A 21,496-nucleotide genomic window follows, 5' to 3' on the forward strand; every position below is an offset into this window, starting at 1 on the left:
GGTTGCGCAGGCGGCCCCGACACCCGCCCCGCCCGCGCCGCCGAAGGTCGACAGCCAGGCCCTGGAAGGCGGTTACCTCAAGGGCTTGCGCAACGAGCTGGACACCTACAAGCAGTACCCCACCGGACGCCAGGCCTCCCTCGAACGCCCGAGTGGCGAAGTGGTGGTGTGGCTGCTGGTGGACCGCCAGGGCCGGGTACTGGACTCCGGCCTGCAGACCCAGGCCTCGAGCATGTTGCTCAACCGGGCCGCCACCAACAGTTTGCGTCGCATCAAGCAAGTCAAACCGTTCCCCGAGCAGGCGTTCGGGGGCCGCAATGAGCAGCGCTTCACCGCCACCTTCAACTACAGCGTGCAATAAGCACCCGCCACCAGGACGACAGTGATGAAGTTCACCCGCATTCATCTGGCACTCGTTGCCGCGACCAGCATGACCCAGGCAATGGTCATGGCAGACACCAGCGACAGTGACGTCGGCACCATTGGGGTCCAAGGCAAGGCCAGCGCCGGGGGTGGTTACATGGTGCCCGAAGAAAGCATCAAGGGCCGTTCCACCGTGACCAAGGAGGCGCTGGACAAACAGACGGCGACGGGCAACGCCATCGACAAGCTCAAGTACACGCCGGGCTTGAACATTTCCAGTGAGGACAACACCGGCCTGTCGGGCTTTCGCTTCACCATGCGCGGCATGAACTCCGACCAGGTCGGCATGTCGGTGGACGGCATGCCGATCAACGATTCGGGCAATTATGCGCTGTACTCCAACCTGCTGGGCGACCCGGAAAACATCGACCAGATCTTCGTCACCCAGGGCGCCTCGGAGTCCGACGGCCCGCACATCGGTTCCAGCGGCGGCAACATCGGCATCGTCACCATTCGCCCGACCAAAGAGACCGGCGCCTTCGTCAAACAGATCGTCGGCAGCAACGCCACGCGCAAGACCTTCGCGCGACTCAATACCGGCGAAGTCAACGGCCTGAGCAACTGGCTGTCGGCATCCCATACCGAGGGCGATATGTGGCGTGGTTCGGGTGCGGTGCGCGCGGACAAGGTGGAATGGAACAGCTTCTTCGACGCCGGCAACGGCAACACCGCCAACCTGATCCTCAAGTACCACGAGCAGGACAACAACAGCTACAGCCAGTTGACCAAAGCGCAGTTCCAGCAAAACGGCCGCCATTACGACCCCTACCCGGCAACGCCGACGGTGGGCAGCAACGGCAAGTACAACAGCTACTACGCCCTGGCGCAGAACCCGTTCCAGACCTTCACCGCGGTGCTCAATACCCAGTTCAAACTGGCTGATAACCTGGCCTTGTCGGTGATCCCGTATTACTTCTGGGGCAATGGCAGCGGCGTCGGCTCATCGAGTTATGCGCTCAACCGTGGCTCCAACCAGGGCGGTGTATTCGACCTTGGCAATCTGCCAACCGCTGCTCAGTACAACGCCGACGGCACCCCGAACAGCGGCGTGTACTACCGTCCTTCGCGCACGCAAACCTGGCGCCCGGGGATCACCACCAAACTGACCTGGGACCTGGGCGACCACAGCCTGCAATTGGGTTACTGGTACGAGCGCGCACGCCAGAGCCAGACCCAGCCGTTCATCCCGCTCAAGAGCAATGGCAAGCCGGTCGACACCTGGCCGGATTCGAACAGCGCCATCGTCGACGCCAACGGCAACCAGGTCCAGGGGCGCGACCGCTTCACCGTGACCCCGGCGCAAAAAGTCTGGGCCCAGGACACGTGGTACATCAACTCGGACTGGACCTTCATCGCTGGCCTGGCCTACATGAACGTCGAGCGTGACGGCACCAACCACGGCAGTCTCAACGAACAACCGGAAAAACGTAACCAGACCTACAACAAACTGCTGCCCAACGCCGGCCTCAAATACCAGCTGGACGAGCGCGACCAGTTGTTCTACAGCCTGTCGCGCAACATGCGTGTGCCGCAGAACTACGCGCTCTATGACAAAGGCGCCGGCTCCATCGACCTCGAGCCGGAAACCAGCTGGAACCACGAACTGGGCTGGCGCTACAGCGGCGACGACATGACCCTGGCCGCAACCTTGTTCTACATGGACTTCAAGAATCGCCAGGTCTCGTCCAAGGACATCAATGGCGATTCCGCCGATATCAATGTCGGCGCCGTCACCAACAAAGGCCTGGAACTGGAGTGGAGCGGCCTGCTGCCCCACCATTTCAACTACTACACCTCCTACACCTACACCAAGGCCGAGCAGCAGGACGACATGACCGTCTACAACGCGGGCCAGGCCATCCTGCTGCCCACCAGCGGCAAGCAGTTCGCCAACGTGCCGAAGAACATGCTGGCGGCCAACATCGGTTACGACGACGGGCGCTTCTACGGCACCTTCGGCGGCAAGTACACCAGCAAGCTCTACGGCGACCTGACCAACGACGAAGGCATCTCCGCGCGCACGGTGTTCAACCTCGGCGCCGGTATCTATCTGCCGGTCGACAAAAAGGTCGTGAAGGACGCCACCCTGCGCCTGAACGTCGACAACCTGTTCGACAAGAAATACCTGGACGGCGTCTACACCACCAAGACCAACGCCGCCAGCTACAGCGGTTTTCGCGATGGCGACCCGGCGTACATCGTCGGCCTGGACCGCACCGTCACGGTTTCGCTGGAAGCGAATTTCTAAGACTGACCCAAGAGGAACGCAAGCATGGATATGAACCTGCTCCACGACATCACCTTCTATGTGATGTATGCCGCGATGGCCATCGCGATTTTCATCGCCATCGAGCGCGGCATCTACTTCGCTTACGTGCGTCGTCAGGCCCGCACCCTGATCGAGGCCCTGGATACTCACGTGCACAGCGAACGCGACCTGCCGGAACACCTGACCCGTCGCGACAGCCTGCCGCTGAACATGATCCTGCCGGTATTGGCCCAGAAGGCATCCCACGGGTCGCGCAAGGACCTCGACGACGAAATCGACACCCAGTACCTCAAGACCCGCGCGCCGCTGGCCCGCAGCCTGTGGATCATCGAGACCATCACCACGGCGGCCCCGCTGCTCGGCCTGTTGGGGACCATCCTGGGCATCATCGACACCTTCAAGGCCCTGGCAACGGCAGGCGTATCGGACCCAGGGCAGATTTCCGGTGGCATCGGCACGGCCTTGTTCGCCACCGGGCTGGGGATCGCCATCGCGCTGTTCTGTGTGGTGTTCCATAACTTCTTCCAGGACAGCCTGGAGCGCATCAACGACCAGCTCAAGATCCTGCTGATCCGCGCCTCCAGCGGGGCCCGCGCCCACGATGAAGTGCCGCTGCGCGTGCCCACGCCACTGCACAGCCGCACGGCCTGACCTGCACGGCGGGCGCGTCATGGCCCGCCTGTTCTTTTTGCGCGATGAGACGCTTATGTCCCTTTCGATGAAGTTGCGTGTCGCAGGCCTCGCCTGCTGGCTCCTCAGTCCGCTGGCCATGGCGGACTTTTCAATTGCAGGGTTTGAACTGGTACACACCGTGCCCGTGGACACCCCATTGGGCACTGCCGATCTGCGCCAGCCGGGACCGGTGTGGATAGAGCTGTTCGACGGCGCAAAAAACCGCATCGATATCGGCCAGTTCTACGCGGCCGATCATCCCGGCTCGGTGATGGACACGGTCATCGAACACCTGGAAGCCGCCGGTAAACGCGGGGTAAAGATCCGCTTCCTGCTCGAAGAAAAAGGTATCAAGTTATCGGATGCGGCCACCCTGGAGCGCTTGCGCGCCATTCCCAACCTGACCTTGCGCGTGCTGCCCTTCGGGCAGTTGAGCGGCGGGATCATCCACGCCAAATACATGGTGGTGGACACCAGCCAGGCGTTTATCGGCAGCCAGAATTTCGACTGGCGCTCCCTGGAACATATCCACGAAACCGGGCTGCGTATCAGCGATGCACGCGTGGTCGGGCAGGTCCAGGCGATCTTCGACCAGGACTGGCAGGCCCAACAGGCCCTCAGCGAAAAACAACCGGTGCCACTGCCGACCGCCGATCAGGAGCCTGCGCGTACCGGCAACTATCTGGTGGCCAGCCCGCAACGCTACAACCCGCCGGGCGTGGGGGATTCACAGCGGGAACTGCCGCGCCTGCTGGGCGAAGCGAAGCACGAGGTGCGCGTGCAATTGCTTGACTATGCGCCGCTGTCCTACGGCCCGGATCGGACCCGCCCGTACTACGCGGTAATCGACAATGCGGTGCGCGCCGCCGCTGCGCGTGGTGTGTCGATCAAGCTGATGGTGTCCAATTGGAACACCGACCCGCTGGAACTGCCCTACCTCAAGAGCCTGGCGGTGCTGCCCAACGTACAGATCAAGATCGTCACGCTGCCCCAAGCCAAGCAAGGATTCATTCCCTATGCACGGGTGATCCACAGCAAGACGATGGAGATCGACGGGCAAGTGGCGTGGGTCGGCACCAGCAACTGGTTGGGCGGCTACCTGGATAATTCGCGCAATCTGGAGGTGGTGATGCGCAGTGAGGCGATGGCCAGGCGCGTAGGGCAATTGCATGAGCAATTGTGGGACGGGCCCTACGCTCAGCCCTTGGACATCAATGCCCATTACCCCGCTCCGCATCCTGGCGTGCAGTGACCGAGGTGGGCAACATCAGCATGTCCTCGAAGAACCCACCGACCGGCTCAGTGGGATGGCACAGCTGGATCTCCAGCACCCAGGCCATTTCACTCGGTGGGATTTCCAGCTCGGCCAACTGTTTGCTCTCGAACAACGCATGGGGAAAATCCGCCAGGCGATGCCCCGCCAGATTGCGTGCCAGCCGCCAGCCCTTGGCCACGGCGCTCTGTTCGGCGAAGTCGTAGAGTTCGCGTCCGGTCAGACCGCGCAGCCAGGCCTGGCGGGTTTCATCGAACACCTGGTGCAGTGCGGTGGTACAGGCCAGGTGCAGGGGCGAGTCGCCGAAGACAAACGTGTCGCCGTAGTCGCCTTCGTAGCCGTCCCACACCGGGCCAAGGTCCACCACCACGATATCGCTGGGGCGCAGCCTGCGTTGGCGGTCGATACCTTCGCGGGGTGGGCGTACCGTGTCGGCGCCGAAACGGATATAGGTGGGATGCCAGGTGTGCGAAGCGCCCATGGCCTGCAGTTGCCCCGCGGCCATTTCCAACGCCTGGCCGGTGGTCATGCCGACTTTCAAGCGGCTGGCGATGGCTGCCAGGGCGCGTATGGATTTCTCTCGCGCCGCCAGCATGCCGTCCAGGGAATAACGCGGGCCGACTTTTTCCCAGATCGGGTCGAACGCCGGCAGTACCGTCTCAGCGCTTGACCGACCACTGGCGACAAACGCCTCCGCGACGAACCGATGCCCCGGCAAACCCGCCTCCAGGCACTGGGTTCGCACCTGGCTGAGCATGGCGCCGCTCCCGCAGGCATAGACCTGGGCCACCTCCCAGCGATGACCATGACTCAATGCAACTTCCTGCACCCTGCCCTCGGATGAGCGCACGGGATGCCAGCGAAACCGTGGGTGTTCGAGCGCTGCTTGATCCAGGAAGGCGCTGTCGTAGAAGTCCGCCGAGTGCGCGCCGCCCCAATACAACGTCACCTCGCGATTACGTTTGAGCGCGGCCAGCAGGATCGGCTTGATGCCGGCATAGCCGGTGCCCGTGGCGAACAGGACCACGGCGGCGGCGTCATCGTCCTGCCAGGTACAGGCACCAAACGGACCTTCCAGTTGCAGGCGGTCTCCCACGGCCAGGCCATCCAGAATGCCTTCGGAAAAGTACCCGCCGCTTACCCGACGAATCTGGAAAACCAGGCGTCCACGGTCCTCGGCAGGCAGGTTGGCAATCGAGAAACTGCGCATATCCCCGTGTTCCAGGCGGAACTTGAGGTACTGCCCTGCCCGCACCGCTACAGGTGCGTCCGGCAACAACACCAACTCGATAACATCGGGGCCGATTGCCTGCTTGCTGAGTACGCGCGCGTCAAACACCAGCGCGGGGGTGTCCAGCGACCAACCGGGGATTTCCAGACGCATATCGGTGCAGGCATGACTCTGGCACAGCAACATTTCGTTGGCGGCCAGGGGGTAACAAGGTGCAGGCGCGTCCGGGGCCAGGCGTCTGGCTCGATATTCGCCTTCGGCGACCACCACCTTGCACGAGCCGCATGCACCACGGCGGCAGGAGAACGGCACGGCCAGGTCGCTGGCGAGCATGGCGTCAAGCAACAGCTCGTCGCCGGCCTCAAAGGTTTTGCCCGAAGGGGACAGTTCGATGACATACCGCATAGGCTGAGGACCCGAGAGTGAGTGAAGCCTGATTGTTACGCTAGACTAGGCCCATTAGAACCTCCAGTTTCGGATACTTCAGATGGTCCAGATGCGTAAATGGCGTCCTCTACTCAAGCTCGACGCAGACCCGCCATACGCTTCCTACCGCAAGATAGCCGAGGGCCTGGTGACCGCGATCGTCGAAGGGCGCCTGCCGCCCGGCACGTTGCTGCCAGGGACGCGGCAAATGGCGCAGTTGCTCGACGTCAACCGCAAGACGGTCATCCTCGCCTACGAAGAAGCCTTGACCAAAGGCTGGCTGATCAGCGAGCCGCGTCGCGGCACTTTCGTCAATGCCCAACTGACGCCCAAGCAACTGCCCGGCCATGCCCTGCAGTCCTTCGCGCCGCCCATTCTGGCGCAGCCGGTTGTGCCGTATTTCACCCATAACGCCCAGGTCACTGCGCTGCAGCATCGGCATGACGCGCTGTTTTTCGACAACGGCACCAGCGATCACCGCCTGCTGCCGCAAGCGGTGCTGCATCGTTACTACCGCAACGCCCTGCGCAACAGCTTTGCCTCCAACACCGTACGCTACGGCAGCGAAGGCACCGGCTATCACTTGCGCTGCGCCCTCGCCGAGATGCTGCGCAGCAATCGCGGGCTGGCCGTCAACGCCGACAATATCTGCCTGACCCAGGGCACCCAGATGTCGCTGTACCTGAGTGCCAGCCTGCTGATCAAACCGGGCGACGTGGTACTGGTGGAGCGCTTGAGTTACCCGCCGGCGTGGGAAATTTTTCGTCAGTTGGGCGCGCAACTGGTCACGGTGGACATCGACGAAGAAGGTTGCCGTACGGACCAGATCGACCGCTTATGCCAGCAGCATAAAGTGCGCATGATCTACCTCACGCCGCATCATCAGTTCCCGACCACCGTCAGCCTGCACGCCGCGCGGCGACAACAACTGCTGACCCTCGCAGCGCTGTACGACTTCTGTATCATCGAGGAAGACTACGACCACGAATTCCACTTTAACGGTCGCCCCTACCTGCCGCTTGCCAGTGACCGTTCCCAGCGCCATGTGATCTATATCGGCTCGCTCTCCAAAGCGTTGGGCTCGACGTTTCGTTGCAGCTATGTAGTGGCCCCCACTGAGGTGGTCGAAGCCCTGCACCGCAATGCGGCGCTGATGCTGGGGGATGCCGACGCCGTCGCTCAGAAAATGCTGGCGGACCTGATCAATGAGGGTGAACTGAAAAAGCACCTGCGCCGCGTGTCGAAAGAATATCGAGGGCGTCGAGAGACGTTGCAAACCTGCCTGCACGAGTCGCTGGGCGAGCATATCCAGGTGCGCGAGCCCGAGGGCGGCCTGGCGCTGTGGGTGCGTTTCGAGGATGAAATCGACGTTGAGCGGATGGTAAAAACTGCCCTTGACCACGGACTGGTGGTGCGCAGCGGCCGGCAATTCTCGCCGACGGGCCAGCCGGAGAATGCGCTACGGTTGGGCTTTGCGTCGCTCAATCAGGAAGAAATCCGTCAGGCTACGTTGCGGCTGGCTCAAGCGGTGAATGCTCTTTAGCACGATCAGCGCTGTTATATAAATCACAGACAAAAAAAAGCCACTCGATTGAGTGGCTTTTTATTTGAATTGGAGCGGGAAACGAGACTCGAACTCGCGACCCCGACCTTGGCAAGGTCGTGCTCTACCAACTGAGCTATTCCCGCAAATGGCGTCCCCTAGGGGACTCGAACCCCTGTTACCGCCGTGAAAGGGCGGTGTCCTAGGCCACTAGACGAAGGGGACACGCTACTGAAACACATGGTGTGTATTTCAGTGCCCAGAGGCCTCATCCGAAGATGGGGTCCTGGTTTCACTCAATGCCGCCCGAAGGCCACACTGCTTGTAAATTGGAGCGGGAAACGAGACTCGAACTCGCGACCCCGACCTTGGCAAGGTCGTGCTCTACCAACTGAGCTATTCCCGCATATGGCGTCCCCTAGGGGACTCGAACCCCTGTTACCGCCGTGAAAGGGCGGTGTCCTAGGCCACTAGACGAAGGGGACACACGTACAACATTCACTCCCTACCGCGTTTCGCTGTGTGCTTTACGCTGTAAGTGGCGCGCATTCTATGGATGGATTCAAAGGTCGTCAACCCCCAAGGATAAATTTATTTAAATCAATGACTTCGCCCTGGTTTACCAGCCTGCTCGGGCATTCTGGCTGCCCGAACCCTGGCGCCTATATTCTGGCGCCCGACAAGGCGCTATAGTTGCCACAGGCAGCTGATGGCAATATGCAGTCACGCCGCAGACACTTACCTATATAGAAGAAACTACCTGGGCAACTGGTCGAACAGTCCTATCCGCCGGATAGCTCAGTCACTACACTCCACAGCAAACCCCTTGAAGAGGTCACACCGGTGACACCACTCATGATCACCCTGCTGGTTATAGCCGGGATCGCAATACTGATCGCCATTGGCTACATGAACCATGTGGTGGAAAACAATAAGCTGGAAAAGCAGCGTACCGAGATCGAGCTCAATGATCGGCTGCGTCGCTGTGGTGAAATCACCGAGACTTTTCCCGGCCAATTGATGACCCCGGCGCTCAAGCTGTTGCTGACCCGCCTGGAACTCAACGTCAACCAACGCCTGCTGAACCTCAACAAATCCAGCGCCGCGCTCAAGGCACGGATCGCCGAGCTCAACGCACTGATCGCTCAGGGCGAATCGATTCCGGTGGCCAACCCGCCCGCGCCGATCCAGACCGAAGCCAAGGCCAAGGATGTGCGCTTTTTGCTCGAAGCGCTGCATGGCCAAGTCACCCGCGCGGCCCAGGACGGCTTCCTGCCGGCCAACGAAGCGAAGCACTGGATCAAGGAAATCCGCCATATCCTGGTGCTGCTGCACATCGAATTTTTCAACAACCTCGGCCAGCATGCCCTGCAGCAAGGTCAACCGGGCCAGGCGCGCCTGGCGTTCGAGCGCGGCGTGCAGTACCTGCGCAAACAGCCGGAACCGGTGCTGTACAGCGCACAGCTGAAAACGCTGGAGTCGCAATTGGCGCGCGCCAACTCCACGGTGTTGACCAACAGCCAGCCAGCCGAAGACGAAGTCAACGAACTGACCGAAGGCCTGAAAGTCGTCGACGCCGATGCCGAGTGGAAAAAGAAAGCCATCTACGATTGATAGCCTTCTGGCTATGTGGCGACGTTCCGTCGCCACGTGCCATCAAAATGCACCTATCCCCCCACCCCCGACTAGCGTAAAAAAGTGCCCCTCACTCCGTGAAGTTAGAGGCCCGCTATGCCTGTCGCCGTGATTGATGGACAACCGCTGCACTATATCGACCAGGGCACCGGCCCGGTCGTCTTGTTAGGTTCGAGCTACCTGTGGGACCGCGACATGTGGGCACCGCAGATCGAAGCGCTGTCGCAGCAATACCGTGTGATCGTCCCTGAACTGTGGGGCCATGGCGAGTCGGGCACACTGCCCGCAACCACCCGCTCCCTTGACGACCTGGCACGTCAGCACCTGGCGCTGCTGGTCCACTTGGACATCCCGCAGATCAACCTGGTGGGCCTGTCGGTCGGCGGCATGTGGGGCGCCCGCCTCGCCTTGCTGGCACCTGAGCGCATCAACAGCCTCGTGCTGATGGACACCTACCTCGGCGCCGAGCCGCACGCCACGCGCGAGTACTACTTCTCGCTGTTCAAGATGATTGAAGACGCCGGCGCCATTCCTGAACCGTTGCTGGACGTGATCGCGCCGATCTTCTTCCGCCCGCAAATCGACCGCGAATCAGCGCTGTATCAGCACTTTCGCCAATCGCTGCAGGACTTTTCCCGGGAACGCTTGCTGGACAGCGTGGTGCCCCTGGGCCGCTTGATCTTCAGCCGCGAAGACATCCTCGATCAGCTTCCTCGCCTGGATTGCGATACAACCCTGGTCATGTGCGGCGAACAAGACACGCCTCGCCCACCCGCAGAAGCTGAGGAAATGGCCGAACTGATCGGCTGCGCCCTGACCTTGATCCCCGACGCCGGGCACATCTCCAGCCGGGAGAATCCGGAGTTCGTCAATGAAGCGCTGCTGACATTCCTCGCCAACAACGCCTGACCCCTCCCCCTCTGATCGCAGCGCCCGGCTGCGATCAGAGGCGGAAGTGCCCCACCATGCCCCTGAGCTCCGCGCCCAACTGCGCCAGCTGGATACTCGACGCGGCGTTGCCTTGCATGCTCAACGCCGACTGATCGGCACTCGCCCGGATGCTGGTGACGCTGCGGTTGATCTCTTCGGCCACCGAGCTTTGCTCTTCGGCTGCTGCGGCAATCTGCTGGTTCATCTGCTGGATCAATGACACCGCCGCGGCAATGCTGCCCAAGGCGCTTTCGGTTTCCAACGCATCACTGACCGCCAGTTTAACCAGCTCGCCACTGTGCTGAATCTGCTGCACCGACGACTGCGCCGCACTGCGCAAGGTGCTGACCAGACGTTCGATTTCCTCGGTCGATTGCTGGGTGCGCTTGGCCAGGGCCCGCACCTCGTCGGCGACCACCGCAAAGCCGCGTCCTTGCTCGCCTGCGCGGGCCGCTTCAATCGCGGCGTTCAGGGCAAGCAGGTTGGTTTGCTCAGCGACGCTCTTGATCACATTCAACACCGCGCCGATGTTCTGGATCTCCGCGCTGAGGCTCTCGATACTGGCACTGGCACTGTTGCTGGAGGTGGCCAGCAATTCGATGCGCTGCAAGCTCGTGCGCACCACCTGCTGGCCACTGTCGACCTTGTCATCCGCCGTCTGCGCCGCTTGCGCGGCCTCTTCGGCGTTACGTGCCACGTCGTGCACCGTGGCGGTCATCTGGTTCATCGCCGTAGCCACCTGCTCGGTCTCCTCCTTCTGGCTGCTGACCTCGATGTTGGTCTGCTCGGTCACGCTGGACAACGAATGCGCCGAACTGGCCAGTTGCTCGATACCCGCCTGCAACCCGCTGACCATATGGCTCAGGCCGTTGCCCATCTGCTGCATCGCCTGCATCAACTGGCCGATTTCATCGCGGCGGCTGACCTCCATGCGCCCAGTCAGGTCACCGGAGGCAATCTGCTGCGCCACGGCGATTACCCTGCGCAGCGGCGCCACGATCAAGCGGGTAATCCCCCATGCCGCCATCAGCCCCACCAGCAACGCCAGGGCAGATGAACCGATGATGAGCCGCGCGCTGTTGGCCAGTTGCGCCTGCATCGACTGGTCTTCGGTGTCATAGGCCTGGTTGACCCGGCTGACCACCTGATCGGCGCGATCATGCAACTGTTGGTAAACCACTTTTTCCTGTGCCAGCAGGCCGGTGTATTCGCCAAGCTTTTCGCTGAACGACGCGATATGCCCGGACACTTCATTCAGCACGGTCTGGTAACCGGGGTCCTTGACCGAGGTTTTCAGTTGCTCGGCCTGAGCCAGCGCCTGGTCGGCCTGTTCGATCCTGCCCTGCCCGGCCTCGTCCGCATCGGCCTTGCGGCTCTGATCCAGGCGCAACCGCGCTTCGTTCATCGCCTGCAGCATCAACCGCGCCACCTGGCTCACCTGCCCCGCCTGCTCGATAAACTCGGCACCTTCCTTGCCCTGGCTTTCCTTCAGGGCATAGGCGCCGTCGTCCGCCAGGCCGGCCTGCAACACATCGAGATTATTGGCCACGCTGGACACCGACCAACTGGCCATTTCCAGGGCCAGGTCCTTGGCCTGGGTCAGTTCGACAAACTCGTCGAACGCCTTGCGGTAGGCGGCCAGGGCTTGCTCCACCTCGGTCATGACCGGCACGTTGGCGGCGGACTGGGCCTTGAGGCTGGCCGCCAGCGCAGTCAGTGCGTCGACACGCTCATGCAGGGCATCCACCGACTTGGGATCGGCGTGCAAGGCATAATCCTGTTCGATCAGGCGCACCTTGAGCAGGTCACTGTTGAGCGAAGACATACGCTTGAGGCCTTCGAAGCGTTGACCAACGGTTTGCAGGGACCCTACGCCAATGGCCGCGACCAGTGCCGTCAGCAGCAGCACCAGGGTGAACCCCAAGCCCAGTTTTTTCGCCATACCGAGGTTGGCAAAACGTCGTTGCGCGCCCGAAATCATTGCACTTGAGTCCTCTCGCAATGGCAGATGCCATACACCCGCGTTACCAGCAGCGAGATTGGCAACCACGGGGCACTGAGCACAAGTCATCGGCGCCACAATAATGGCAAAAAGCTACACGCCCGTCGTTTTCAGAATGGTCGAGGTCGATCTGGCAGGCCCCAGGGCACGGAACAGCGCCAATGCGCGCTGATCCGCCGCATAGGCCACGTTGATGCGCAGCCACTCGCTGCATTCACCCTTGGGGTTGAACAGCATTCCCGGCGCCAGCAACACTCCCAGCCTGCGGGCACACGCCTGCACACGCGAAGGGTTCTGCGCGCCAGGTCGCGCCCACAGGAACATGCCGCCGGCGGGGACCGCAAACACTTGCCATTCTTCATCCTCCAGCACCTGCAGGGTCGCGGCCATTTGCGTATTCAGACGCTTGCGCAGGCGCTGTACCCACTTGCGGTAGGTACCGTTGGCCAGCAAGGTCGCCACCATGGCTTCGGCAAAACGCGAAGTGCCAATGCCCGTCAGGGTCTTGAGATGCGTCAGTTGCGCGATGATCGCCGCACCGGCGCTCAGGTAGCCCACGCGCAAGGCACTGCTCAGCGTCTTGGAAAAACTGGAGACATAGATGACGCGGTCTTCATGGGGCAACGCCGACAGCCGCGTGCAACTGGCATGTTGCAGGTCGCCGTAGACGTCTTCCTCGATGATCAGGAAATCCCGGCTGCTGGCCAGCGCCAGCAAACGCTCGGCCACCGCGCGGCACAGGCTGGTGCCGGTAGGGTTGAGAGGCTGTTGATGAACAGGCACTTGGGGCGATGGCATTGCAGGTGTGCCTCCAGCACCTCGATGTCCGGGCCGCTGCGCGTGCGCGGCACTTCGAGCAAGGTGACGCCGTGAAAGGCCAATTGCCGATAGAGGTTGCCATACCCCGGCGTCTCGACCACCACCGTATCGCCCGCCTTGAGCAGGGTGCGTATAAGCAGGTCCAGGGCATGGCTGGCGCCGTGAGTCGTCAGGATGCACTCCAGGCTGCTGGGCACATGGATCTGGGTCAGGCGCTTGAGCAATTGTTCACGCAGGGCCGGCAATCCCAGGGGCGTACTGTAGTTGAACAGGCCTGCGGTGTCGGTGCGGCTGACTTCGCGGATTGCGTAGTTGATGTCATCGCTCTCGCGCCAGGCGTCCGGTAGCCAGCCGCAGCCGAGCTTAAGCTCGCCCAAAGGGCCGTCGGTAAAGCTGCCCCACCCCAGTTCGGCGCCTTCGTGCCACGGGTTCTCCTGAACGGCCACGGGTTGTGCCACCACGAACCCGGCGCCGTTTTTCGAGGCTAACAGGCCCTGGGCCACCATCCGCTCGAAGGCCTCGATCACGCTGGACTGGCTCAGCAGGTTGTCGAGGGCCAATTGCCGGACGGACGGTAAGCGTGTGCCGGGGCTCACCCCATTGTTGCGAATCCATCCCGCGACTGCGCTGATGATTTGCTGCACCACCGGTACTGGGGCTTGTCGATCAATCCCTAAATCCATGAGCCACTCACTTCAACTGTTTGTTATTCAACCCAAACAGTTAAGCACAGAAGCTCAAAAAAACCCGGTCTTGATATTTATTAAATCATTGATTTTATTAGATTTTTTACCTAATGAAACACATTCAATCACGGCTTTTTGCCAGCTATGGAAACGCCCCACGGCACCCTATTCCTTTTCGATCAGGTTGCAGTGTGAAGTCTTAAATCGCCGTGGCACCGCCGTCCACCGCCAGGGCCTGGCCGGTGGTGAAGGCGGCGCCATCACTGCACAGATACAGCACAGCGCTGGCGATTTCCTCAACCTTGCCAATGCGCCCGACCGGGTGCATCGCCGCCGCAAATTCGGCCTTGCGCGGGTCAGCTTCGTAGGCGCGTCGGAACATGTCGGTATCGATCACCGCCGGGCAAACGGCGTTGACGCGGATTTTCTTTTTCGCGTACTCAATGGCTGCCGACTTCGTAAGGCCGATCACCGCATGCTTGGACGCCGCATAGATGCTCATTTTCGGCGCCGCGCCCAAACCCGCTACCGACGCCGTGTTGACGATGGCTCCCCCACCCTGGGCCAATAACAGCGGCAGTTGATGCTTCATGCACAACCACACACCTTTGACGTTGACCCCCATGATGGCATCGAACTCATCCAGCGTACCGTCGGCCAACTTGCCCTTCTCGATCTCGATCCCGGCATTGTTGAAGGCATAGTCCAGGCGGCCGTAGGCGGCCAGGGTCTGCGCCATCAATTGCTGCACATCCGCCTCCAGGGTGACGTTGCAGCGCACAAACAACGCTTGGCCACCGGCTTGCTGAATCAGCGCCACAGTGTCCTCGCCGCCCGCCACATCGAGGTCGGCCACCACCACTTTCAAGCCTTCGGCGGCAAACGCCAACGCACTGGCGCGACCAATACCAGCGGCGCCGCCGGTCACCAGGGCGACCTGGCCGGAAAATGTCATGCTCATGGGAAATGTCCTGTGGGATTAATAGCCGTCGGGCGAGTCTAGCCAACGATGGGAGCGCTGCGTCAGCACTATCAGAAGGCCGGTTGGTGCTGCATGAGTCCTGGTGATAAGGCCATAAGGGCGAGTATCAACCCTGTCTATCGGCAAGCATTCGCGTGGCTCGGATAACCTTGCTCGCGGGCCGTTCCTTGTCTATCACTGATACTTCATTTCTAAAGAGTTGCCGCCATGACTGCCCAGACCAACCGCCAGTTCCTGCTTGCCAAACGCCCGGTCGGCGCGGCCACGCGGGAAACCTTCACCTATCAGGAAGTCCCGGTCGGCACACCGCAGGACGGGCAGGTACTCGTGCGCAACGAGTACCTGTCCCTCGACCCCGCCATGCGCGGCTGGATGAATGAGGGCAAGTCCTACATTGCGCCCGTCGGCCTTGGCGACGTCATGCGCGCCTTGGGCGTGGGCAAGGTGATTGCCTCCAACCATCCGGACTTTGCGGTCGGCGACTACGTCAACGGCGCCTTGGGCGTGCAGGATTACTTCCTCGGCGAGCCACGCGGCTTCTACAAGGTCGATCCGACACTCGCGCCACTGCCCCGCTACCTGTCCGCGCTGGGCATGACCGGCATGACCGCCTACTTCGCGCTGCTGGACACCGGCGCACCCAAGCCGGGTGAGACCGTGGTGATTTCCGGCGCCGCCGGCGCGGTCGGCAGCATTGCCGGACAGATCGCCAAACTCAAGGGCTGCCGCGTGGTGGGCATCGCCGGGGGCGCCGACAAGTGCCAGTTCCTGGTGGACGAATTGGGCTTCGATGCGGCCATCGACTACAAACACGAAGACGTGCCCGCCGCCCTCAAGCGCGAGTGCCCCAAAGGCGTGGATGTGTATTTCGATAACGTTGGCGGCGAGATTCTCGACGCGGTGCTCAGTCGCCTGGCGCTGAAGGCGCGGGTGGTGATTTGCGGCGCCATCAGCCAGTACAACAACAAGGAAGCCGTGAAAGGCCCGGCCAACTATTTGTCGCTGCTGGTCAACCGCGCACGGATGGAAGGCTTTGTGGTGATGGATCACGCGGCGAACTTCGCCGCTGCCGGGCAGGAAATGGCCGGCTGGATGGCCCAGGGCAAGCTCAAGAGCAAGGAGGATATCGTCGAGGGGTTGGAGACGTTCCCGGAAACGCTGATGAAGCTGTTCAACGGCGAGAACTTTGGCAAATTGGTACTGAAGGTCAGCTGACACACCCCATTTACCACTGTGGGAGGGGCTTGTCCTAATGCCAATCAATCAAGGCTTTTTGTAGGAGCGAGGGGGCGCCTAGCTCTTGCTCGCGAAAAACTCACAGGCACCGCGTCCATTCAGAAAGCACGCGTTATCGTTGACGTTTTTCGCGAGCAAGCTCGCTCCTACAGAGGGCAGCGTACGCTTAACTGACTGGCATTAAGCTTGCCCCCCACACCACTCCACGATGCAAAGCGAGCCGCTCTTGATCTTGATCTTGATCTGCTTTTGATCTTAGGCGCCCCGTTAAACCACGCTGGCCGAACGCAGGCTTGAATCCGTGGGCAACCCGGCAGGACGCCGGGTTAGCCGCCCCGCGCCATGGATGGCGCGTGGCGGCGGCCCACGGATTCAAGCCTGCGTTCGGGCACACCGAGCCTAAGCGAGGTGCCGAGTGGTGGGGCAAGAGCCTTTTTGGTTACTTTTGGGGCTCTTTTCCAAAAGTGACCCGCTGTAAAAGCGGAACCCATTGCAGCCGTGACCGCAGAAACGGATATGTACTCGGTCCAATCCAACATCCTGGTCGGCCCAGAGGCCGCCATCGGGGGCAAACCCCCTCCCACATTTGGATTGTGGAGCACCAGTAAGGACAGGGGGACAAGCCCCTTCCCACATTTTTCAGTGCCCGCTCGGGTATCAGGCGATTTCGGCAACGACCGCCGCCAACGCTTGCGCCGGATCGGCCGCCTGGCTGATCGGACGGCCAATCACCAGATAATCAGAACCGGCATCGAGGGCCTGGCGCGGCGTCAGAATACGGCGCTGGTCATCCTGGGCGCTGCCCGCCGGGCGGATGCCTGGCGTGACCAGTTGCAATGACGGGTGAGCAGTCTTCAGGGCCTGGGCTTCCAGTGCCGAGCACACCAGCCCGTCAAGGCCGGCTTTCTGCGCCAGGGCGGCCAGGCGCAGCACCTGCTCCTGGGGCTCGATGTCCAGGCCGATGCCGGCCAGGTCTTCGCGCTCCATGCTGGTCAGCACAGTCACCCCGATCAACAGCGGTTTCGGCCCGCTGCGCTGCTCCAGCACTTCACGGCAGGCACTCATCATGCGCAGGCCACCGGAGCAGTGCACATTGACCATCCACACGCCCATCTCGGCCGCAGCCTTGACCGCCATGGCGGTGGTATTGGGGATATCGTGGAATTTCAGGTCAAGAAACACTTCGAAACCTCGGTCACGCAGGGTGCCGACGATTTCCGCCGCGCAACTGGTGAACAGTTCCTTGCCGACCTTGACCCGGCAAAGCGCGGGGTCCAACTGGTCAGCCAGCTTCAGTGCGGCGTCACGGGTGGGGTAGTCCAGGGCGACGATGATAGGAGTCTGGCAGACGGGCATTGGAATGGGCTCTCAGGCAAGTCGAAATCGGCGCGGATTGTAGCGCACGCGGCGCCGTTGCGGGATCCGATGATCGGTAAATACTGATTCAGCGTGGATTGGCGCAGGTTTGCGGCCATTGTTTCAAAGCCGATACATTCACGACATGCCCCCAACACGCCCCACCGCTAGCCTCGCCGCATGACCGACCGTCCAGCACTTCCAGCCATGGGGCTGGGCGCCTATGCTGACCGTAACAATCAGGCAGATGATCGCACTATGCATACTCCTCCCGTCCCGGTAAACGATGCGCACACAGGCGCGGTGATCGCCGACGACAAGCGCTGGAACACCCGTGCGCTGATCGTCGATGACGATGTGCCGATTCGTGAGTTGCTGATCGATTACCTGGCGCGCTTCAATATTTTCGCCACGGGTGTGACCGACGGCGCGGCGATGCGCCTGGCCATGCAAGCCGAAACCTTCGATGTGGTGGTGCTCGACCTGATGCTGCCGGGCGAAGACGGCTTGACCCTGTGCCGCTGGCTGCGGGCAGAGTCGGACATTCCGATCCTGATGCTCACCGCCCGCTGCGAACCCACCGACCGTATCATCGGCCTGGAACTGGGCGCCGACGACTATATGTCCAAACCGTTCGAGCCGCGCGAACTGGTGGCCCGTATCCAGACTATCCTGCGCCGGGTGCGCGATGACCGCACCGAGCAACGCGCCAACATCCGCTTCGACAACTGGCGGCTCAACAGCGTGTTGCGCCAACTGGTCGCCGACAATGGCCTGGTGGTGCCGCTGTCCAACGCCGAATTCCGCCTGCTGTGGGTGTTTATCGAACGCCCGCGCCGCGTATTGAGCCGCGAGCAATTGCTGGATGCCGCCCGCGGCCGCTCCATCGAAGCCTTTGACCGCAGCATCGATCTGCTGGTCTCGCGCCTGCGCCAGAAACTGGGAGATGACCCCAAGGCCCCGCAATTGATCAAGACCGTACGCGGCGAAGGCTACCTGTTCGACGCGCGGGATATCGGCTGATGCGCGCCACCTTCAATACGTTGTTCGGGCGGCTGTTCGGCGTGTTGCTGGTGGCCATCGTGCTGGCGCATCTGCTGGCATTTTTCTGGTTTCATCATTACGGTCCACCACCGCCGCCTCCGCAGGAAACCTTCGTCGAGCAGCCGGATGGCTCGATGAAACCGCTGGTCAAGGCTCACCGTCCCTGGTTCGGTGGCCCGGTGGTGCCGCTGACGTTTCAATTCATCTCGCTGATCATCGCCGCGTGGTACGGCGCCAAGCTGTTGAGCCGGCCGATCCAGCGCCTGAGCGCGGCGGCCGAGCGTTTGAGCCTTGACCTCGACAGCCCGCCCCTCGAAGAGTCCGGGCCGCGCGAAGCGCGCCAGGCCGCGTCGACCTTCAACCTGATGCAAAGGCGCATCCGCGAACAAGTCAGCCAGCGCGCGCGCATGCTCGGGGCGGTCTCCCATGACCTGCGCACCCCGCTGTCGCGGCTCAAGCTGCGCCTGGAACAGATCGAAGACACCCGGCTGCAAGTTCAGATGCGCCAGGACCTGGACGACATGATCGGCATGCTCGACGCCACCTTGAGCTACCTGCACGAACAGCGCACCAGCGAGACCCGACACTGGCTCGATGTGCAGGCGTTGGTGGAATCGCTGAGCGAAAACGCCCAGGATCAAGGCAGCGATGTGCAATGTGGCGGCACCTGCGCGCCCCTGCAGGTGCAGCCCATGGCGTTGCGTTCGTGCCTCAACAACCTGATCGACAATGCCCTGCGCTATGCGGGCTCAGCCCGTGTGGAACTGGCGGACAGCCGCGGGGCGCTGGTGATCCGGGTGATCGACCATGGCCCCGGCATCGCCGCCGACAAGCGCGAAGCGGTATTCGAACCGTTCTTTCGCCTGGAGGGCTCACGCAACCGTAATTCCGGCGGCGTCGGCCTGGGCATGACGATCGCCAGGGAAGCGGTCGAGCGCCTCGGCGGCCACCTGAGCCTGGAAGACACGCCAGGCGGCGGCTTGACCGCAGTGATGTGGCTGCCCAGGGCTTAAAGCGGCTTGTCTTCGCGCCGCGCCTGGGCCTGGGTCGCGCTCCAGTCCGTCAACAAGCTGTAGGCCACCGCGAGTAAGGTCGGGCCGATAAACAGGCCGATAAAGCCGAACGCGATCAAGCCGCCGAACACGCCCAGCAACACGATCACCAGCGGCAGGTTGCCGCCACGGCTGATCAGGTAAGGCTTGAGCACGTTGTCGACACCGCTGATGATGAAGGTGCCCCATACGCCAAGGAACACTGCATAGGTGTAGTCGCCCTTCCACGCCAGCCAGGCCGTGGCCGGGATCCACACCAGCGGCGGGCCCATGGGAATCAGGCTGAGCAGGAACGTCACGCCGCCCAGCAGCAGCGCACCGGGCACCCCGGCGATCAGGAAACCGATCAGCGCCAGCACGGCCTGGGCCGCAGCCGTGCCGATCACGCCGTTGACCACCCGTTGCACCGTCCCCGCCACCAGTTCGATGTAGTAACTGGCACGGTCGCCGATCAGGCGTTCAAGCAGCCGATGCACGAACATCGCCAGGCGCGGTCCGTCGCGGTAGAAAAAGAACACAAAGACCAGGCTCAAGGTCAGTTCGAGGATACCGCCGCCAATCTGCGCACTGCGCGCCAGCAACCAGTTGCCGACCTGGCCGAGGTACGGCTTGATGCTGAGCATCAGCGCCGCGCCCTGTTGGTCGATGCTGTCCCATGTCGCCACCAGCCGTTCACCGATAACCGGGATCGAGCCCAGCCAGGTGGGCGCATTGGGCAGGCCGTCGACCTGGATATCCTTGATCAGCACGACAGCATCGCGTACATGGTCCGCCAGGTTGAACCCCAGCCACACCAGCGGCAGCGCCACCAGCAACATCCAGCCCAAGGTCAGGATACCGGCTGCCAGCGACTCACGGCCGCCCAGCCCACGTGTCAGCAGGACCATCAGCGGCCAGCTCGCGAACGCCAGCACCGCGCCCCAGAACAGCGCCGACCAGAACGGCGCCATGACCCAGAAGCTGGCACCAAACAGCACCAGTAGCAGGATTTGCACCAGCAGGCGATCGTTATTGGGCATCGGGTATCTCGAAAAGAGTCGGCAGAAGACAGCTTAGGCGAACAGCGCGGGTCCGTTCGCCCAGTGACGTTAGCGTATCAGACGCACGTGCAGGCCCTCGGCGTCACCCGGGCTGTTTTCCAGGCGTGCGGCGCGCACACCATTGTCGATCAGCCCCTGACGCCAGGCTTCGGCGTTGGGACCGGACAGGCTGACACGCAAGGTGGTGTCGAGGTTCAGCCCCCTGGAGATCAACATAAGCCACGTGTCGTCTGGCTCGGCGCCGAGCGCGGGGAAGTCCAGTTCACCGGTACTTTTCAACTCACGCAACAGCGTTGCCGAGGTGGGCAGAAGATTCCCCAGCGGCGTGCTGGCGTCCATCTGCTCGACATGCAGATAGGCGCGGCGATTGCCCCGGGTGATGCCGTACAGCGCCACCAGCGCGTTGTCCTGCGGGGCCGCCAGACGCAGAAGCAGATATTCCTGCTGGCCATCGGCCCCTACCAGCTTGGCGTTGCCGAACACTTCGTTGGCCCACAGGCTGCTTTCGCCACAGTCGCGGGCCTGGCACCAGAACAGCAACTGCGCGCCCTTGGCCTGCAGGGCTTCGCGGGTGGCGGTAAAGGCGGCGCTGGAGCTGTGTTCGGCAGGCAGCTCGTAGGTGATCGCCGTGGTTTGACCGCGTGCCGTGGCCTGGCCTTCGGAACGCAATTGGCCGCTGATCTTGCGGATCGCGCCCATGGGGTAGATGCGTTCGCGGTCTTCAGCGGGGCGATAGTCGACGATCTGCGCGTCCACCTGGCGGGCAATGGCCGGTAAGTCCTGGCTTCCCGGCACATCGGCGGCGAACACGAGCGGGCTGAAACAGCACAGCCCAAGGGCACGTAAACATCCTTTACCCAGGCTCATCGGATCACTG

16 protein-coding genes, 4 tRNA genes and 2 pseudogenes are annotated in these 21,496 nt (G+C 62.1%); 10 read left to right on the top strand and 12 right to left on the bottom strand.

Going from position 1 to position 21,496, the window contains the following annotated elements:
• From BFQ04_RS00470 to BFQ04_RS00485, 4 genes are all read left to right on the top strand, one after another.
• Window positions 1-361 (top strand): energy transducer TonB family protein (locus BFQ04_RS00470; protein WP_139111877.1); only part of this gene is annotated, 361 nt, incomplete at its 5' end.
• A 24-nt stretch (window positions 362-385) separates the two neighbouring features.
• Window positions 386-2,671 (top strand): TonB-dependent receptor, encoded by a 2,286-nt coding sequence (locus BFQ04_RS00475; protein ID WP_065949097.1) that lies wholly within the window; start codon window positions 386-388, stop codon window positions 2,669-2,671.
• A gap of 24 nt (window positions 2,672-2,695) precedes the next feature.
• Window positions 2,696-3,343 carry a MotA/TolQ/ExbB proton channel family protein gene (locus BFQ04_RS00480; protein ID WP_065949098.1) on the top strand — a complete coding sequence of 216 codons (648 nt, stop codon included), beginning with the start codon at window positions 2,696-2,698 and terminating at the stop codon, window positions 3,341-3,343.
• 55 nt (window positions 3,344-3,398) lie between these two features.
• Entirely contained in the window at window positions 3,399-4,616 is a 1,218-nt protein-coding gene (locus tag BFQ04_RS00485; RefSeq protein ID WP_065949207.1) for a phospholipase D-like domain-containing protein, read from the top strand.
• Here the strand turns inward: BFQ04_RS00485 and BFQ04_RS00490 are convergent.
• Window positions 4,576-6,273: a M24 family metallopeptidase gene (locus BFQ04_RS00490; protein ID WP_065949099.1), complete on the bottom strand. Its 1,698-nt coding sequence runs from the start codon at window positions 6,271-6,273 to the stop codon at window positions 4,576-4,578. The genes BFQ04_RS00485 and BFQ04_RS00490 overlap by 41 nt on opposite strands.
• Before the next feature lie 82 nt (window positions 6,274-6,355).
• On the opposite strand from BFQ04_RS00490, the gene BFQ04_RS00495 reads away from it, so the two are divergent.
• The gene (locus BFQ04_RS00495) at window positions 6,356-7,837 is read left to right on the top strand and encodes a MocR-like pyridoxine biosynthesis transcription factor PdxR (RefSeq protein WP_065949100.1); all 1,482 of its coding nucleotides are present in this window, start codon (window positions 6,356-6,358) and stop codon (window positions 7,835-7,837) included.
• 70 nt (window positions 7,838-7,907) lie between these two features.
• Here BFQ04_RS00495 and BFQ04_RS00500 read toward each other — a convergent pair.
• The 4 genes from BFQ04_RS00500 to BFQ04_RS00515 form a co-directional block, all read right to left on the bottom strand.
• Window positions 7,908-7,983 (bottom strand) — tRNA-Gly (locus BFQ04_RS00500).
• A gap of 3 nt (window positions 7,984-7,986) precedes the next feature.
• Window positions 7,987-8,062 (bottom strand) — tRNA-Glu (locus BFQ04_RS00505).
• A gap of 105 nt (window positions 8,063-8,167) precedes the next feature.
• Window positions 8,168-8,243 (bottom strand) — tRNA-Gly (locus tag BFQ04_RS00510).
• 3 nt (window positions 8,244-8,246) lie between these two features.
• Window positions 8,247-8,322 (bottom strand) — tRNA-Glu (locus BFQ04_RS00515).
• 370 nt (window positions 8,323-8,692) lie between these two features.
• Here BFQ04_RS00515 and BFQ04_RS00520 point away from each other — a divergent pair.
• Both BFQ04_RS00520 and BFQ04_RS00525 read left to right on the top strand, forming a co-directional pair.
• The gene (locus BFQ04_RS00520; RefSeq protein WP_065949101.1) at window positions 8,693-9,451 is read left to right on the top strand and encodes a hypothetical protein; all 759 of its coding nucleotides are present in this window, start codon (window positions 8,693-8,695) and stop codon (window positions 9,449-9,451) included.
• Between the two features lie 117 nt (window positions 9,452-9,568).
• Window positions 9,569-10,381, top strand: a complete 813-nt coding sequence (locus BFQ04_RS00525; protein ID WP_065949102.1) for an alpha/beta fold hydrolase — start codon at window positions 9,569-9,571, stop codon at window positions 10,379-10,381.
• Window positions 10,382-10,415: 34 nt separating this feature from the next.
• On the opposite strand, the gene BFQ04_RS30245 is transcribed toward BFQ04_RS00525, so the two are convergent.
• The 4 genes and pseudogenes from BFQ04_RS30245 to BFQ04_RS00540 all read right to left on the bottom strand — a co-directional run bounded on the left by BFQ04_RS30245 (window position 10,416) and on the right by BFQ04_RS00540 (window position 14,870).
• A complete protein-coding gene (locus BFQ04_RS30245) occupies window positions 10,416-11,297 on the bottom strand; it encodes a methyl-accepting chemotaxis protein (protein ID WP_371914472.1) in 882 nt (293 codons plus the stop codon).
• Window positions 11,277-12,473, bottom strand: a pseudogene (locus BFQ04_RS30250) (HAMP domain-containing protein); the annotation flags it as partial. The pseudogene BFQ04_RS30250 and the gene BFQ04_RS30245, both read right to left, overlap by 21 nt.
• 24 nt (window positions 12,474-12,497) lie before the next feature.
• A pseudogene (locus BFQ04_RS00535) lies at window positions 12,498-13,906 on the bottom strand (PLP-dependent aminotransferase family protein).
• Window positions 13,907-14,108: 202 nt separating this feature from the next.
• Window positions 14,109-14,870, bottom strand: a complete 762-nt coding sequence (locus BFQ04_RS00540; RefSeq protein ID WP_065949104.1) for an SDR family oxidoreductase — start codon at window positions 14,868-14,870, stop codon at window positions 14,109-14,111.
• Between the two features lie 228 nt (window positions 14,871-15,098).
• Between BFQ04_RS00540 and BFQ04_RS00545 the strand changes: the two genes are divergently transcribed.
• Complete coding sequence (locus BFQ04_RS00545) at window positions 15,099-16,106, top strand: NADP-dependent oxidoreductase (protein WP_065949105.1); 1,008 nt, start codon at window positions 15,099-15,101, stop codon at window positions 16,104-16,106.
• A gap of 678 nt (window positions 16,107-16,784) precedes the next feature.
• Here the strand turns inward: BFQ04_RS00545 and pyrF are convergent.
• The gene (gene pyrF, locus BFQ04_RS00550) at window positions 16,785-17,483 is read right to left on the bottom strand and encodes an orotidine-5'-phosphate decarboxylase (protein ID WP_065949106.1); all 699 of its coding nucleotides are present in this window, start codon (window positions 17,481-17,483) and stop codon (window positions 16,785-16,787) included.
• A gap of 258 nt (window positions 17,484-17,741) precedes the next feature.
• On the opposite strand from pyrF, the gene BFQ04_RS00555 reads away from it, so the two are divergent.
• Together BFQ04_RS00555 and BFQ04_RS00560 are read left to right on the top strand one after the other, a co-directional pair.
• Window positions 17,742-18,506, top strand: a complete 765-nt coding sequence (locus BFQ04_RS00555) for a response regulator (RefSeq protein ID WP_065949208.1) — start codon at window positions 17,742-17,744, stop codon at window positions 18,504-18,506.
• Window positions 18,506-19,540 (top strand): sensor histidine kinase, encoded by a 1,035-nt coding sequence (locus BFQ04_RS00560; protein WP_065949107.1) that lies wholly within the window; start codon window positions 18,506-18,508, stop codon window positions 19,538-19,540. The genes BFQ04_RS00555 and BFQ04_RS00560 overlap by 1 nt, the downstream gene beginning before the upstream one ends.
• Here BFQ04_RS00560 and BFQ04_RS00565 read toward each other — a convergent pair.
• Entirely contained in the window at window positions 19,537-20,598 is a 1,062-nt protein-coding gene (locus tag BFQ04_RS00565) for an AI-2E family transporter (protein ID WP_065949108.1), read from the bottom strand. The genes BFQ04_RS00560 and BFQ04_RS00565 overlap by 4 nt on opposite strands.
• 69 nt (window positions 20,599-20,667) lie before the next feature.
• Window positions 20,668-21,486, bottom strand: coding sequence for a DUF4892 domain-containing protein (locus BFQ04_RS00570; protein ID WP_065949109.1), 819 nt, complete (start codon window positions 21,484-21,486; stop codon window positions 20,668-20,670).
• Between the last annotated feature and the right edge of the window lie 10 nt (window positions 21,487-21,496).

The sequence above is a fragment of the Pseudomonas sp. 37 R 15 genome (assembly GCF_900004865.1).
Lineage (GTDB): Bacteria > Pseudomonadota > Gammaproteobacteria > Pseudomonadales > Pseudomonadaceae > Aquipseudomonas > Aquipseudomonas fluorescens_AM.